The organism is Streptomyces sp. NPDC092296, from assembly GCF_044755465.1.
Taxonomy (GTDB): domain Bacteria; phylum Actinomycetota; class Actinomycetes; order Streptomycetales; family Streptomycetaceae; genus Peterkaempfera.
This window is the reverse complement of sequence record NZ_JBIVRB010000011.1, coordinates 113,425-127,952: the sequence shown is the minus strand read 5'-3', so window position 1 is coordinate 127,952 and position 14,528 is coordinate 113,425. Positions and strand designations below refer to the sequence as shown.

Annotated in this window: 10 protein-coding genes; 6 read left to right on the top strand and 4 right to left on the bottom strand. The window is 72.9% G+C overall.

Features of this window, described 5'->3' with window-relative positions:
- Window positions 1-110 precede the first annotated feature (110 nt).
- Window positions 111-1,118 (top strand): LacI family DNA-binding transcriptional regulator, encoded by a 1,008-nt coding sequence (locus ACIQGZ_RS22140; protein WP_402604288.1) that lies wholly within the window; start codon window positions 111-113, stop codon window positions 1,116-1,118.
- 363 nt (window positions 1,119-1,481) lie between these two features.
- Here ACIQGZ_RS22140 and fahA read toward each other — a convergent pair whose 3' ends face one another.
- Together fahA and ACIQGZ_RS22130 are read right to left on the bottom strand one after the other, a co-directional pair.
- Entirely contained in the window at window positions 1,482-2,684 is a 1,203-nt protein-coding gene (fahA, locus tag ACIQGZ_RS22135) for a fumarylacetoacetase (protein ID WP_402604285.1), read from the bottom strand.
- Window positions 2,681-3,919 carry a homogentisate 1,2-dioxygenase gene (locus tag ACIQGZ_RS22130; RefSeq protein WP_402604282.1) on the bottom strand — a complete coding sequence of 413 codons (1,239 nt, stop codon included), beginning with the start codon at window positions 3,917-3,919 and terminating at the stop codon, window positions 2,681-2,683. The genes fahA and ACIQGZ_RS22130 overlap by 4 nt, the downstream gene beginning before the upstream one ends.
- A gap of 376 nt (window positions 3,920-4,295) precedes the next feature.
- Here ACIQGZ_RS22130 and ACIQGZ_RS22125 point away from each other — a divergent pair, with 376 nt between their 5' ends.
- From ACIQGZ_RS22125 to ACIQGZ_RS22105, 5 genes are all read left to right on the top strand, one after another.
- A complete protein-coding gene (locus ACIQGZ_RS22125) occupies window positions 4,296-5,603 on the top strand; it encodes an extracellular solute-binding protein (RefSeq protein WP_402604280.1) in 1,308 nt (435 codons plus the stop codon).
- 142 nt (window positions 5,604-5,745) lie between these two features.
- On the top strand, window positions 5,746-6,741 hold the full coding sequence (locus ACIQGZ_RS22120) for a carbohydrate ABC transporter permease (RefSeq protein ID WP_402604277.1): 996 nt from the start codon (window positions 5,746-5,748) through the stop codon (window positions 6,739-6,741).
- Between the two features lie 98 nt (window positions 6,742-6,839).
- Window positions 6,840-7,751, top strand: a complete 912-nt coding sequence (locus tag ACIQGZ_RS22115; RefSeq protein ID WP_402604442.1) for a sugar ABC transporter permease — start codon at window positions 6,840-6,842, stop codon at window positions 7,749-7,751.
- A gap of 88 nt (window positions 7,752-7,839) precedes the next feature.
- Entirely contained in the window at window positions 7,840-9,573 is a 1,734-nt protein-coding gene (locus tag ACIQGZ_RS22110) for a glycoside hydrolase family 13 protein (RefSeq protein ID WP_402604274.1), read from the top strand.
- 1 nt (window position 9,574) lies between these two features.
- Window positions 9,575-10,624, top strand: coding sequence for a LacI family DNA-binding transcriptional regulator (locus tag ACIQGZ_RS22105; protein WP_402604272.1), 1,050 nt, complete (start codon window positions 9,575-9,577; stop codon window positions 10,622-10,624).
- Window positions 10,625-11,329: 705 nt separating this feature from the next.
- Here ACIQGZ_RS22105 and ACIQGZ_RS22100 read toward each other — a convergent pair.
- Both ACIQGZ_RS22100 and ACIQGZ_RS22095 read right to left on the bottom strand, forming a co-directional pair.
- The gene (locus ACIQGZ_RS22100; protein WP_402604270.1) at window positions 11,330-12,202 is read right to left on the bottom strand and encodes a sirohydrochlorin chelatase; all 873 of its coding nucleotides are present in this window, start codon (window positions 12,200-12,202) and stop codon (window positions 11,330-11,332) included.
- Between the two features lie 230 nt (window positions 12,203-12,432).
- Window positions 12,433-14,352, bottom strand: coding sequence for a glycoside hydrolase family 3 protein (locus ACIQGZ_RS22095; protein WP_402604267.1), 1,920 nt, complete (start codon window positions 14,350-14,352; stop codon window positions 12,433-12,435).
- Window positions 14,353-14,528 lie beyond the last annotated feature (176 nt).

Genomic DNA, 14,528 nt, shown 5'->3' with positions numbered 1-14,528 from the left:
GGCGCCAGCGTAGGCGCCGGGTGGGACGTCAGGTGGGATGTCGGGGTACCCGACAAACTGCTGCAAGAAAAGTGCAAGTGACTTGCATGTGATGACGTATACTTGCGAACATGACGCGACGACTTGCCGAAGTGGCCAAGAAGGTCGGGGTGAGCGAGGCGACGGTCAGCCGTGTGCTCAACGACAAACCCGGAGTCTCCGACAACACCCGGGCGGCGGTGCTGACCGCGCTGGACGTGCTCGGCTACGAGCGGCCCACCCAGCTGCGCGGCGAGCGCGCCCGGCTGGTCGGCCTGGTCCTCCCCGAGCTGCAGAACCCGATCTTCCCCGCCTTCGCCGAGGTGGTGGGCGGCGCACTGGCCCAGCAGGGCTTCACCCCCGTGCTCTGCACCCAGACGGCGGGCGGCGTCTCCGAGGCCGACTACGTCGACCTGCTGCTCCAGCAGCATGTCTCCGGTGTCGTCTTCTTCGGCGGCATGTACGCGCAGGCCGACTCGCCGCACGGCCACTACGACCGGCTGGCCGACCGGGGCCTGCCGACCGTGCTGCTCAACGCCGCGATAGACGACCTGGACTTCCCCCGGGTGTCCTGCGACGACGCGGTGGCCGTCGAGCAGGCCATGGGGCATCTGATCTCGCTGGGCCACCGGCGGATCGGCATGGTGCTCGGCCCGCCCGACCACGTCCCGTCCCGGCGCAAGCTGGCGGCCGGGCGCGCGGTCGCCGCCCAGGCCGGGTTCGAGCTGCCGGACGCCTGGGTGGAGCGGGCGCTGTTCTCGCTGGAGGGCGGCCAGGCCGCCGCGACCCGGCTGCTCCAGCAGGGCGTCACCGCGATCATCTGCGCCAGCGACCCGCTCGCCCTCGGTACGGTCCGGGCGGTGCGGCGCCGGGGGATGTCGGTGCCGGCCGATGTCTCGGTGGTCGGCTACGACGACTCCTCCTTCATGACCTGCACCGACCCGCCGCTGACCACGGTGCGGCAGCCCATCGAGTCCATGGGCCGGGCCGCCGTCGAACTCCTCGCCGGAGAGATCGCCGGCGTCCGGGTCACCCACGACGAACTCCTCTTCGAACCCGAACTCGTCGTCCGAGGCTCCACCGGCCCCGCCCCGGCCTGACGCCCCATCAGAAGCGCCAGGACCCCTGCACCTTCGGCCTGGTCGGGGCTGCGGGCAGGGGTGCGGCGTGCTGGGTGGTTGTTCGCGCAGTTCCCCGCGCCCCTGGCAAGCCCCCGCAGGGGCGCGGGGAACTGCGCGGCCAGCCACCCACCTCCGTAGCGCGCTGCACCCCACATGCACCCCGCTCCCCGGGGCGCCCGCCCAGCCGATCCCCGCTGTCGCCATGGGGCTCGTCGGCTCCGTCAGGGGCGCGGGGAACTGCGCGAGGAACCCCGCACTCCCGTAGCGCGCTGCACCCCACGTGCGCTCCGCCCCCCGGGGCGCCCGCCCAGTCCAGCCCCCGCCGCCCCGCAGGGCCGCCGCTCAGCCCACCACCGTCCCCGTCACCTCGCCGAAGCCGATGCGGACGCCGTCCGCCCCCGGGGCCCAGCCGGTGATGGTGACCGTGTCGCCGTCCGCCAGGAAGGCGCGGCTGCTGCCGTCCGGCAGTCGCAGCGGATCACGCCCGTTCCAGGTCAGCTCGATCAGCGACCCCCGCTGATCCGGCAGCCGACCCGAGACGGTGCCCGAGGCGTACAGGTCGCCGGTCCGCAGCGCCGCACCGCCCGACGTCAGATGGGCCAGCAGCTGCGCCGGTGACCAGTAGGTCTCCCGGTACGGCGGCCGGGAGACCACCGCGTCGCCGAGCCGCACCTCCAGCGCCAGGTCCAGCCCCCACGGCTGCTGCTCGGCCAGGTGCGGCAGCGGCGCCGGGTCCTGCGGCGGCACCGCGATCCGGGCGTGCTCCAGCGCGGCCAGCGGCACCACCCAGGGCGAGACGGAGGTGGCGAAGGACTTGCCCAGGAACGGGCCGAGCGGCTGGTACTCCCACGCCTGGATGTCCCGGGCGCTCCAGTCGTTGACCAGCACCGCGCCGAAGACATGGTCGCTGAACGCGCCGACCGGCACCGGCTCGCCGGGCGCCGACGGCACCCCGACCACGAAGCCCACCTCGGCCTCGATGTCCAGCTGCCGGGTGGGCCCGAAGACGGGTGCGCCGTCCGGGCCGCGCCGCTGCCCGGCGGGCCGCCGCACCCGCGTACCGGAGACCACCACCGTCCCGGCCCGCCCGTGGTAGCCGACCGGCAGGTGCCGCCAGTTGGGCAGCAGCGGTTCGCCGTCCGGCCGGAAGATCCGGCCCAGGTTGGTCGCGTGCGCCTCGGACGCGTAGAAGTCGACGTAGTCCGCGACCTCGAACGGCAGGTGCAGCCGCACCCGGTCCAGCGGGTACAGGTTGGCCTCCACCAGCCGCCGCTGCTCCGTCCCGGTCAGCAGCTCGGTGAGCCGCCCCCGCACATACGCCCACTCCCGGGGCCCGCGCCGCAGGAACCGGTTGAGCGAGCCGCCCGCCAGGTCGGCGCCGAGCGGGGTGCCGGCCCAGATCGCGGAGAGGTCCAGCACCTGGTCACCGATGGCCGTACCGACCCGGGGGGCGCCGCCCGGCGGGCTGAACACCCCGTACGGCAGGTTCTGCAGCGGGAAGGGCGACCCGTCGGGGACCGGCACCCAGCAGTGCGCAGCGGTCATTCGGCACCGCCGCCGGGCGCGTCCAGCGGGCCCTGCGGGCCGCGCCCGCTCCAGGTCCAGGCGTAGCGCCCGTCGTCGGCGGCCCGGCCGCCCTCCGCGATCTCCAGCGGCCGGAAGGTGTCCACCATGACGGCCAGCTCGTCGAAGAACTCGGCGCCGACCGACCGCTCGTACGCGCCGGGCTGCGGGCCGTGGGTGTGGCCGCCCGGGTGCAGCGAGACCGACCCCTGGCCGATGCCGGAGCCCTTGCGGGCCTCGTAGTCGCCGCCGCAGTAGAACATCACCTCGTCGCTGTCCACATTGGAGTGGTAGTACGGCACCGGGATGGCGAGCGGGTGGTAGTCGACCTTGCGGGGCACGAAGTTGCAGATCACAAAGCCGCTGCCCTCGAAGACCTGGTGTTGCGGCGGCGGCTGGTGGACGCGGCCGGTGAGCGGCTCGTAGTCGCGGATGTTGAAGGCGTACGGGTAGAGGCAGCCGTCCCAGCCGACCACGTCGAAGGGGTGCTGCGGCACGGTGAACACGGTGCCGACCACGCCCTCGCCGCCGGGGACGCGGTGCTTGACGTACACATCGGTGTCGCCGGCCCCGTCCACCAGCAGCGGTCCGACCGGCCCGCGCAGGTCGCGCTCGCAGTACGGGGCGTGCTCCAGCAGCTGCCCGAACCGGGAGAGGTAGCGCCTGGGCGGGGTGATGTGGCTGTTGGCCTCGACGGCGTAGAGCCGCAGCGGGGCGTCGCCGCCGGGCACCCAGCGGTGGGTGGTGGCCCGGGGGAGCACCACGTAGTCGCCCGTGCCGACCTCGATCGATCCGAAGACGGTGTCCACCCGGCCGGTCCCGGACTCCACGTACACGCACTCGTCGCCGATGGCGTTGCGGTAGAGCGGGGAGGGGGCTCCGGCGGCGACGTAGGCGATCCGTACGTCGGCGTTGCCCAGCACCACCCGGCGGTCGGTCACCGGGTCGGCCTGCCGCCAGCTCTCGCCGGGGAAGAGGGTGTGCAGCCGCAGGTGGTAGGGCTTGAGCGGGTGGTTGGGCTCGCTCTTGGCCTCCGGCAGCCGCCAGACCCGGCTGTCGACCAGGGCCGAGGGGATGTGGCGGTGGTAGAGCAGCGAGGAGTCGGAGGTGAAGCCCTCCTCGCCCATCAGCTCCTCGTAGTACAGCCCGCCGTCGTCTCGGCGGAACTGGGTGTGCCTCTTGGGCGGCACCGTTCCGACGGTCCGGTAGTACGCCACCTGCGCCTCCTGAGCGACTCTCGCGGCTTGCCGGTCCCGGGGTGGGGGACGGCAGCTCTCATGACAGTGGCGCGGGTGGCGCCTGTCAAGGAAGAGCTGCCGTGGCAGGGCCTGATCGGAGTCGATCGCGTCCGACCGGTACGGCTACCGAACGGACACGCCGGGATAACGAACTGAATTCTCTTGCAGAAAGTTGCTGCAAGAGCTTTCCGAAAGGCTTTCGGCGCTGTTACGTTCCTCCCCGAGCCCGACGGAGCCGCGCCGAGGCGGAGCCCTGCGGGACGTCGGGCTCGGCGCGGTGCGGTCGGTCTTGCGGGGAAGGCCCATTATGCGCCGTCCCCACCACTTCGGGCACCCACCCTCCAAGGAGTTCTTCATGCGGCGTGGTATTGCGGCCACCGCACTTGTCGCGGCCCTCGCGGTCTCGATGGCGGCTTGCAGCAGCGGCGGTAGTGGCAAGTCGGACAGCGGCAAGTCGGGCACCGGCAAGGCTGCCGCAGACCCCGCCGGCGTTTCCGGGACCGTCACCTACTGGGACACCTCGGACGCGACCAAGGAGGCTCCGGCGTACAAGGAGCTGATCGCCAAGTTCGAGCAGCAGTACCCGAAGATCAAGGTCAACTACCAGAACATCCCGTTCGCCGACATCGAGCAGAAGTTCAAGGCGACGGCGCAGAGCGGCAAGGGCGCGCCGGACGTGATGCGCGCGGACGTCGGCCTGATCCCCGAGTACGCCTCGCTGAGCTACCTGGCCCCGCTGGACGGCACCGCCGCGCTCACCAAGACCGAGGACTTCCTGCCCGGTCCGCTGCACACCACGCAGTACAACAGCAAGTCCTACGGCGTTCCGTCGGTCACCGACACCCTGGGCCTGCTGTACAACAAGGACCTCTTCAAGAAGGCCGGCATCGCCGCGCCGCCGAAGACCTGGGACGAGTTCAAGCAGGACTCCGCCCAGATCAAGGAGAAGACCGGCGCCTACGGGACGTACATGAACCCGGACGCCTACTTCCTGCTGCCGTTCCTGTTCGGCGAGGGCGCCGACATGGCCGACGCCGACGCCAAGAAGATCACCATCAACTCGCCCGAGGCCGTCAAGGCGCTCGCCACGGCGAAGGACGTCTACACCTCGTCCTCGATGAAGATCGACTTCGCCAGCGCCTACGACAACATGCAGAAGGCGTTCACCACCGGCAAGGTCGCCATGCTGATCCAGGGCCCCTGGTCGACCGCCGACGACTACGCGGGCGCCGCGTTCAAGGACAAGGACAACCTGGGCTACGCGCCGGTCCCGGCCGGCAGCACCGGCACGGCCGCCGCGCCGACCGGCGGGCACGACCTGGTCGTCTACGCGGGCTCCAAGAACCTGGACGCCAGCTACCTCTTCACCCAGTTCATGACCTCCACCGACAGCCAGGCTTACATCGCGGTCAAGAACGGCACCCTGCCGACCCGTGACTCCGCGTACACCGCCGAGGTCAAGGCCAACGCGTCCATCGCCGGCTTCCAGGGCATCCTGCAGACGGCCCGCCCCCGGGTCGCGCTGCCCCAGGTCGGCAGCCTGTTCACGCCGCTCCAGCAGTCCTACGTGAAGATCCTCCAGGGCAGCGCCACCCCGCAGCAGGGCGCCGACGAGGCGGCCAAGGAGTTCAAGAAGCTCCTGCCCGACTTCAGCACCAACTGACGTCACCTCCGGGTCCCGGACCCGTACGGCGCGGCCGCCCTCCCGGTGGAGGGCGGCCCGCCCGCCGCCCGGTCCGACCCCCGCCGGGCGCTCCTGCAAGCCCGTCTGCAAGCCCCTGCAAGCCCTTCGCAAAGGCCTGATGATGACCACCACGACCGAAGCCCCCGGCGGACCGGTCAAGTCCGCCGCCCCCGCCCCCCGGACCGGCCTGCTGACCCGGGTCCGGCGCTCGTACGACCGCCACTGGTACGGCTGGGCGATGGTCCTGCCCGTGGTCATCGTGATGGCGGTCCTGGTCCTCTATCCGCTGTGCCGCGGCTTCTACCTGTCGCTCACCAACGCCACCGAGGCGAACGTCGCCAAGGACATCGGTGTCAACCACGTCCCGGCGACCTACCACCTGGTGGGCCTGGACAACTACTGGCACGTGCTGTCCGGCGCGGACGGCGACTTCTACCCGAGGCTGATCTGGACCATCGTCTGGACGGTCTCCTGCGGCGTCTTCCAGTTCGCCTTCGCGCTGGTGCTGGCCAACATGCTCAACCGCAAGATGCGGTTCCGGCTGTTCTACCGGATGGCGCTCATCCTGCCCTGGGCGGTGCCCGGGTTCATCGGCATCTTCGCCTGGCGGCTGATGCTCAACACCCAGTACGGCGTGCTCAACGAGATGCTGACCCACCTCGGGCTGCCGGCCCAGGACTGGCTGGGCTCCCCGCTGAACCAGAAGATCGCGGTCATCCTGGTCAACGTCTGGCTGGGCGTGCCGTTCCAGATGGTCGCGCTGCTCGGCGGCATGCAGTCCATCCCCGCCGAACTGCACGAGGCGGCCGAGATGGACGGCGCCTCGCCGTGGCAGCGGTTCCTCAACGTCACGCTGCCCGGTCTGCGTCCGGTCAGCAGCACGGTGATCCTGATCAGCAGCATCTGGACGTTCAACATGTTCGCCGTGATCTACCTGCTGATCGGCCAGAACACCACCGGTGAGACCGACATCCTGGTGACGTACGCCTTCAACAAGGCGTTCACCGGCGTCTCCGACTACTCGGGCGCCGCCACCTACGGCATCATCATCCTGCTCATCCTGCTGGTGTTCTCCACCTTCTACCGGCGCCGCGAGCTCAAGGCGGAGAAGTCGTGAGCGGCCCCCGCGTGACGGCCCCCGACGGCGGCAGCACCCCCGACGGCGGCAGCACCCCCACCCCCAGCGAAGACCAGGAGCACAAGGAGCAGGTTTCCATGACCGCGACCACCGACACCAGCCCGGTCCCGGCCGCCGCGACCGCCGTCACCACCGGCGCCGCCCGCCCGCCGCGCGGCCGCGGCCGGGGGGAGCGCGGCCCGCTCGCCTCGCTCGGGCTGCACGGCACGCTGCTGATCGCCAGCATCGTCGCCATGTTCCCGGTCGGCTGGATCCTCTTCATCTCGGTCGGCCCCGAGGACGCCTGGCAGGACCCCGCCAAGGTGCTCGGCCACCTGAGCCTGAAGAACTACACCCGGGTGCTCACCGAGACCGACTTCCCGCGCTGGTTCGGCAACTCGGTGATCATCGCCGGCTGCACCACCCTGCTCGGCGTGCTGCTCTCCGCCACGGCCGGCTACGCCGTCTCCCGGCTGCGCTTCCCCGGGCAGCGGCAGCTGATGTGGATGTTCCTGGTCACCCAGATGTTCCCGGTGACCGTGCTGATCGTCCCGCTGTACAACATCCTGGCCTCGCTCGGCCTGATCGACAGCTACCTCGGGCTGATCCTCACCTACTGCACCATCTCGGTGCCGTTCTCCGCCTGGATGCTCAAGGGCTACTTCGACACCATCCCGATGGAGATCGACGAGGCCGGCCGGGTGGACGGGCTCACCCCGTTCGGCACCTTCTGGCGGCTGATCCTGCCGCTGGCCCGCCCGGGGCTGGCCGTCACCGCGTTCTACTCCTTCCTCACCGCCTGGGCCGAGGTCGCGTACGCCACCCAGTTCATGAGCGCCGACCACTACACCCTGGCGGTCGGCATCCGCACCCTGGCCACCAACACCCGCGCCGACTGGGCGGGCATGACCGCCGCCTCGGTGATGATCGCGATCCCGGCGACCATCGTCTTCTTCCTGGTCCAGCGCCATCTGGTCTCCGGCCTCACCGCCGGTGCCGCCAAGTCCTGACCCGCACCAACGCCGCACCTGTCCGCACGCTGCGTGCCGCCTCCGGCCCACCCCGGGGCGGCACGGCACCGAGCACTCAAGGGAAACCATGACCCACGACCTCGCCGACGCCTCCCGGTCCTCCTTCCTCGCCCGCCAGCGGGTCGGGGAGGCCCGGGAAGCCACCGCCACCGACGCCGCCCCGAGCGCCGTCCCCGCGTCCGTCGGCGACCGCAGAGGGTGGTGGCGGGACGCGGTGATCTACCAGGTGTACCCGCGCAGCTTCGCGGACTCCGACGGCGACGGCATGGGCGACCTGCCGGGCATCCGCGCCCGCCTGCCGTACCTGCGCGACCTCGGCGTGGACGCGGTCTGGCTGTCGCCCTTCTACGCCTCCCCGCAGGCCGACGCCGGGTACGACGTCGCGGACTACCGCGCGATCGACCCGATGTTCGGCACCCTGCACGACGCCGACGCGCTGATCCACGACGCCCATCTGCTGGGCCTGCGGGTCATCGTCGACCTGGTGCCCAACCACTCCTCCGACCAGCACGAGTGGTTCAAGCGGGCGCTGCGCGAGGGCCCCGGCTCCGCGCTGCGGGAGCGCTACCACTTCCGCCCCGGCAAGGGCGAGCACGGCGAACTGCCGCCCAACGACTGGGAGTCCATCTTCGGCGGCCCGGCGTGGACCCGTACGGACAACCCCGACGGCACCCCCGGCGACTGGTACCTGCACCTGTTCGCCCCGGAGCAGCCCGACTTCAACTGGGAGAACCAGGCGGTCGCGGACGAGTTCCGCTCCATCCTGCGCTTCTGGCTGGACATGGGCGTCGACGGCTTCCGGATCGACGTCGCGCACGGCCTGGTCAAGGCCGCCGGGCTGCCCGACATGGGCACCCACGACCAGCTGAAGCTGCTCGGCAACGACGTCCTGCCGTTCTTCGACCAGGACGGCGTGCACGAGGTCTACCGCACCTGGCGGACCATCCTGGACGAGTACCCCGGCGAGCGGATCGCCGTCGCGGAGGCATGGACGCCGACCGTCGCCCGCACCGCCAACTACGTGCGCGCCGACGAACTGCACCAGGCGTTCAACTTCCAGTACCTCGGCACCGCCTGGGAGACGGCCGCGCTGCGCGAGGTCATCGACCTCTCGCTGGACGCCATGCGCCCGGTCGACGCCCCCACCACCTGGGTGCTCTCCAACCACGACGTGGTCCGGCACGCCACCCGGCTGGCCCCCGCCGACCCGGAGCTCGGCCTGCGCCGGGCCCGCGCCGCCTCGCTGCTGATGCTGGCGCTGCCCGGCTCCGCCTACGTCTACCAGGGCGAGGAGCTGGGCCTGCCCGAGGTCACCGACCTGCCCGACGAGGTCCGCCAGGACCCGGCGTTCTTCCGCGCCGCGGGACAGGACGGCTTCCGCGACGGCTGCCGGGTGCCGATCCCGTGGTCCGGCACCGAGGCCCCGTACGGCTTCGGCCCCGACGGCGGGCCCAGCTGGCTGCCGCAGCCCGCCGAGTGGGCCGGGCTGAGCGTGGCCGCCCAGACCGGCGTCCCCGGCTCCACCCTGGAGCTGTACCGCAGCGCGCTGGCGATCCGCCGTGAGCACCCCGCGCTGGGTGCGGGCTCCTCGGTGGACTGGCTGGACGACCTGCCCGCCGGCGTCCTGGCGTTCCGCCGCGACGCGGGCGACCGGGGCTCCTTCGTCTGCACCGTGAACCCGGGCGCCGAGCCGGTCGCCGTCCCCGCCCAGGGCCGGGTGCTGCTGTCGTCCGTCCCGGTCGAGGTACGCGACGGATCGCTGCTGCTGCCCGCCGACAGCACCGTCTGGTGGGCCGTCTGACATGGGTGCAATAGGCTCGGGGACTGTGACTACGGCGCGACTGGCGGACATCGCGGCACAGGCGGGGGTCAGCGAGGCCACCGTCTCCCGCGTACTCAACGGCAAGGCGGGTGTTTCGGCTGCCACACGGCAGACGGTGCTCGCCGCCCTGGATGTACTCGGCTACGAGCGGCCGACCCGACTGCGGCAGCGCAGCGCGGGCCTGATCGGGCTGATCACCCCGGAGCTCAACAACCCGATCTTCCCGGCGCTCGCCCAGGTGATCGAGCAGGTGCTCAGCCGGTACGGGTTCACCCCGGTGCTCTGCACCCAGACCCCCGGCGGGTCCACCGAGGACGAGTTGGTGGAGATGCTGGTGGACCGGGGGGTCTCCGGGATCGTCTTCGTCTCCGGCCTGCACGCGGACACCACCGCCGACCACGACCGGTACGCCAAGCTGATCGGGCGTCAGGTGCCGTTCGTGCTGATCAACGGCTACAGCGAGCGGATCTCCGCGCCGTTCGTCTCCCCGGACGACCGGGCCGCCATGCGGATGGCGGTCCAGCACCTGGTCGAGCTGGGCCACGAGCGGATCGGCCTGGCCGTCGGCCAGCGCCGGTACGTCCCGGTGCTGCGCAAGATCGAGGGCTTCATCGCGGCCCAGCGGGAGGTGCTGGGGCGTACCGCCGGGGAGGCCGAGGAGCTGGTGCACCACACCCTGTTCAGCGTGGAGGGCGGCCACGCGGCCGCCGGCGCGCTGCTGGACAAGGGCTGCACGGCCATCGTCTGCGGCAGCGACATGATGGCCCTGGGGGCCATCCGGGCGGTGCGGCAGCGGGGCCTGACGGTGCCGCAGGACGTCTCGGTGGTCGGCTTCGACGACTCGCCGCTGATCGCCTTCACCGAGCCGCCGCTCACCACCATCCGGCAGCCGGTGGAGGCGATGGCCACCGCCGCGGTCGACGCCCTGCTCGAAGAGGTCGGCGGCAACCCGGCGCAGCGCGCCGAGTTCATGTTCCAGCCGGAGCTGGTGGTCCGCGGCTCCACCGCAGCCGCCCCCCGCCGCGACTGACCGCACCTCCCCTCCCACCCCCGCCCCGGGCAGCCCCCCACCGGCCGCCCGGGGCGTAGGCACGCCCCGCCCGCGCCAGGGGCACGGGGAACCGCGCGCCCAACCCCGCACGGACCCGCACCCAACACCCGCCGTGTAGCCCCACCCCGCCAGGCAACCCCGCACTCAGCACCCGTCATGCGGCCCCACCGTCAGGGGCGCGGGGAACTGCGCGACCAACCCCGCACGGACCCGCACCCAACACCCGCCGTGTAGCCCCGCCCCGTCAGGGGCGCGGGGAACTGCGCGACCAGCCCCGCACGGACCCGCACCTAACACCCGCCGTGTAGCCCCACCACCAGGGGCGCGAGGAACTGCGCGACCAACCCCGTACGGACCCGCACCCAACACCCGCCGTGTAGCCCCACCCCGCCAGGCAACCCCGCACTCAGCACCCGTCGTGCGGCCCCACCGTCAGGGGCGCGAGGAACTGCGCGACCAACCCCGCACGGACCCGCACCCAACACCCGCCGTGTAGCCCCGCCGCCAGGCAACCCCGCACGGACCCGCACCCAACACCAAAGCGCGCCCCGGACCACCCCGCCAGGACCCGCAGACACCCACGCCGCCAGACGGACCCCACCCACCCCCGACAGGCCCCCAAACGCCCCGGAAAACCCGTCAGCGGCCGACCCCGAGAAGGAGTCGGCCGCTGAACGGGAACCGTCAGACCGCCGGCACGGGCCGCCCCGGCTGCTCCTCGGCCACACCCAGCGCCGCCAGGTACGCCGACACGATCAGTCTGCCGATGGCCGGGTACGCCCCCAGCGGCTCCGCCGCCGGGCAGCCCGCCTCCTCGGTCACCGACGCCAGCAGCCCGGCCTCGACCTCGGGGCCGATCACGAACGGCGCCAGCGCCGGCCGGGCCGCCCCGGTCGCCCGCAGGTGCGCCACGGCGGCCTGCACCGAGCCCGGTACGTCCAGCGCGGCCGGCACCACCGGCACCGCGAGCCGCGCGGCCAGCAGCACCCCCGTGATGCCTGCGGCCTGCACCGCCTCCTCGCCGCCGGCGGCGGCCAGCACCACGCCGTCGGCGGTGGTGTTGATGGTGAACAGGCGGGCCCGGTCGGCGCGGGCGAGATCCGCCTCCGAGAGGCGTACGTGCACCGCCTCGGCCAGTAGCGGGTGCGGACCCAGGACGTCGGTCACCACGGCGCCGGTCGCCTCGGCCGCCGCCCACAGGTCGGCCAGTGCGGCCGGGTGCGGGCCGGGCAGCAGCGGCACCACGATCGGGGTGGGCGCGCCCGCCTCGGCGGCCTGCGCCAGCAGCGCGGCCACGGTGGCCTGGCCGGGATCGCCGTCGGCGGTCGGCAGGTAGGCGGCGGTGACATCGATGCCCGGCTGCTCGCCGCGCACGATGGAGACGATCTCGTCGGTGAGCGACTGCGTCTCGGGGTCCGCGGTGGCGGGCACGGCGAGCAGCAGTGCCGGAGCGTCCGCGGGTATCTCTGGACGCTCGGGGCGACGGTGGCGGCCCCGGGCGGGGGAGCCGGGAGTTCGGACGGGCAGCGGAGTGCCCGGGGTGGCGGCAGAGCTCATGGCGACCGATCGTAGGTCATCCGGGTGAGTACGCGGCAGCGGGCTCCCGGTACCGGCGTGCCGTCCGCCGGGACAACAAGGACAGTGCACCGTAAAGGTACTGAAACGGTCACAGCCGAATCGGCTCCGGCGCCCATCGCCCCGGCCATGACCTGCTGTCATACCCGCAGGTACGAAATCCGGCTGCCCACCCGCCACTCGCCCGCCACTCGCCCGCCATCGGCTCGCCGTCAGCGCCGCAGCCCGAAGCCCAGCGGCAGCAGCGCCGCCTTGCCGCCCGCCCCGCCGCCGGGCACCGCCACGGGCAGCCGCCCGCCGACCGGCACCCGCCCGGCGAGCACCCGCGCCACCGCCCGCATCGACACGTCCTGCCAGGAGTAGCTGGCCAGCGCGGTCCGTACGCCGGGCAGCCCGGCCAGGTCGTAGGGGGTGCCCACGGCGAGCTGGAGCACCGGCCGCCCGGTCGCCAGCAGCGCCCGTACCAGCCGCTGCTGGGCCGGGTCGGTGCGCGCCCCGCTGGTGAGCACCAGCACCGCGTCCCGGCCGTCCCCGGCGGCGGCCACGGCGCGGGCCACCGCGCGGGCGTCCGGGGCGCGCCCGGTGGGCAGCGCCCGGGTGGGGTGGCCGAGGGCGGTCAGGGTGTCGGCCAGCTCCCGTACCGGGTGGCCGCCCGCGGTGCCCACCCCGCCGCTGCCGGCGGCCGGCTCCCAGCCGGTCACCAGGATGCGGCGGCCGGCTCCCAGCGGGACCGCGTGGTCGTCGTCGCGCAGCAGCGTGATGCTGTGGTCCGCGACGGCGTCGGCGGCGGCCCGGTGCGCGGGTGTGCCCAGCAGCCGGGCGGCGGCGGCCGGGTCGGCGCTCCGCTGCTCGAACAGGCCCCGGTGGGCCTTCATCCGCAGCACCCGCAGTACTGAGGCGTCGATGCGGCTCTGCGGCAGTTCGCCGGACCGGACGGCCCGCAGCACCGCGCGGTAGGCGAGTGGGAGGTCGGGCGGGTTGAGCAGTTGGTCGGCGCCCGCCTTCAGGGCGAGCACCGGTACCCGCTCGTCCCCGTAGCGCTCGCGGACGCCGGCCATGTCCAGCGAGTCGGTGATCACCACGCCGTCGTAGTGGAGGCGCTCGCGGAGCAGCCCGGTGAGGATCGGCCGGGAAAGGGTGGCCGGGTCGCCGGACGGGTCGAGGGCGGGCATCGCGATGTGCGCGGTCATCACCGAGTCCACGCCCTGCCGGATGGCGGCGGCGAACGGCGGGGCGTCCACCCGCTCCCACTCGGCCCGGTCGTGGGTGATCACCGGCAGGCCGGTGTGGCTGTCGGTGCCGGTGTCGCCGTGGCCGGGGAAGTGCTTGGCGGTGGCGGCGGTGCCGGACTGGTGGAAGCCGTCCACCTGGGCGGCGGTCAGCGCGGCGACGGCGCCGGGGTCGGAGCCGAAGGAGCGGATGCCGATCACCGGGTTGGCCGGGTCGACGTTGACGTCCGCGACCGGTGCGTAGTCCTGGTTGACGCCGAGCGCGGCCAGTTCGGCGCCGGTGGTGCGGGCGGCGGTGCGGGCGTCCTCGGCGCGGCCGGAGGCGCCCAGCGCCATCGCGCCGGGGAAGACGGTGGCGGGCGGGCCGATCCGTACCACGGACCCTTGCTCCTGGTCGGTGGCGACCAGCAGCGGCACCGGTACCGGCAGCAGGCCGGCGGCGTGCTGCAACCCGGCGGAGAGGGCCGCCGTCCGCTCGGGGGCGCCGAGGTTGCCGGCCCAGCCGAAGTAGACGACGCCGCCCAGCCGGTAGCGGGCGACGGCCTCGGCGGCGGTGTCGACGCCGAGTGCCTTGCGGTTGGCGGCGGCCTCGGCGCGCGAGGGGTGGTCGGCGTCGCCGCCGTACACCCGGCTGACGAAGAGCTGGCCGACCTTGTCCTCCAGGGTCATCCGGCCGAGCAGGGCGTGGATGCGGGCCTCGGTGTCCTGCGGCACGGCGGCGCTGCCTCCGGGGGTGGAGGGGGCGGGCGAGGAGGGGGCGGGGGACGAGGGGGCTGGGGCGGCCGGGGCGGGGTCGCCGTGGGCGCCCAGCAGCAGTGCGCCGGTCCCGGCGGCGGTGCCGAGCACCCCGGCGGCGAGCAGGACGAGCGGGACCGTCCGGCGTCTGCCGCGTGCTGTCTGCATGGCCCACCTCCGAGTGACCAGTCTCACACTGCCGCCCGTGACAGACCGTGCGCCGTTCCGGGAGGCCCGTAAATCCGGCCGCCGAACTTGCTGATGCCAACTGTATACGGAGAGTAGTCATCGAACGGGTTGTTCCGGTCGCGTATGTCCGCTTACAAACCGTCAATTGGCGTTTC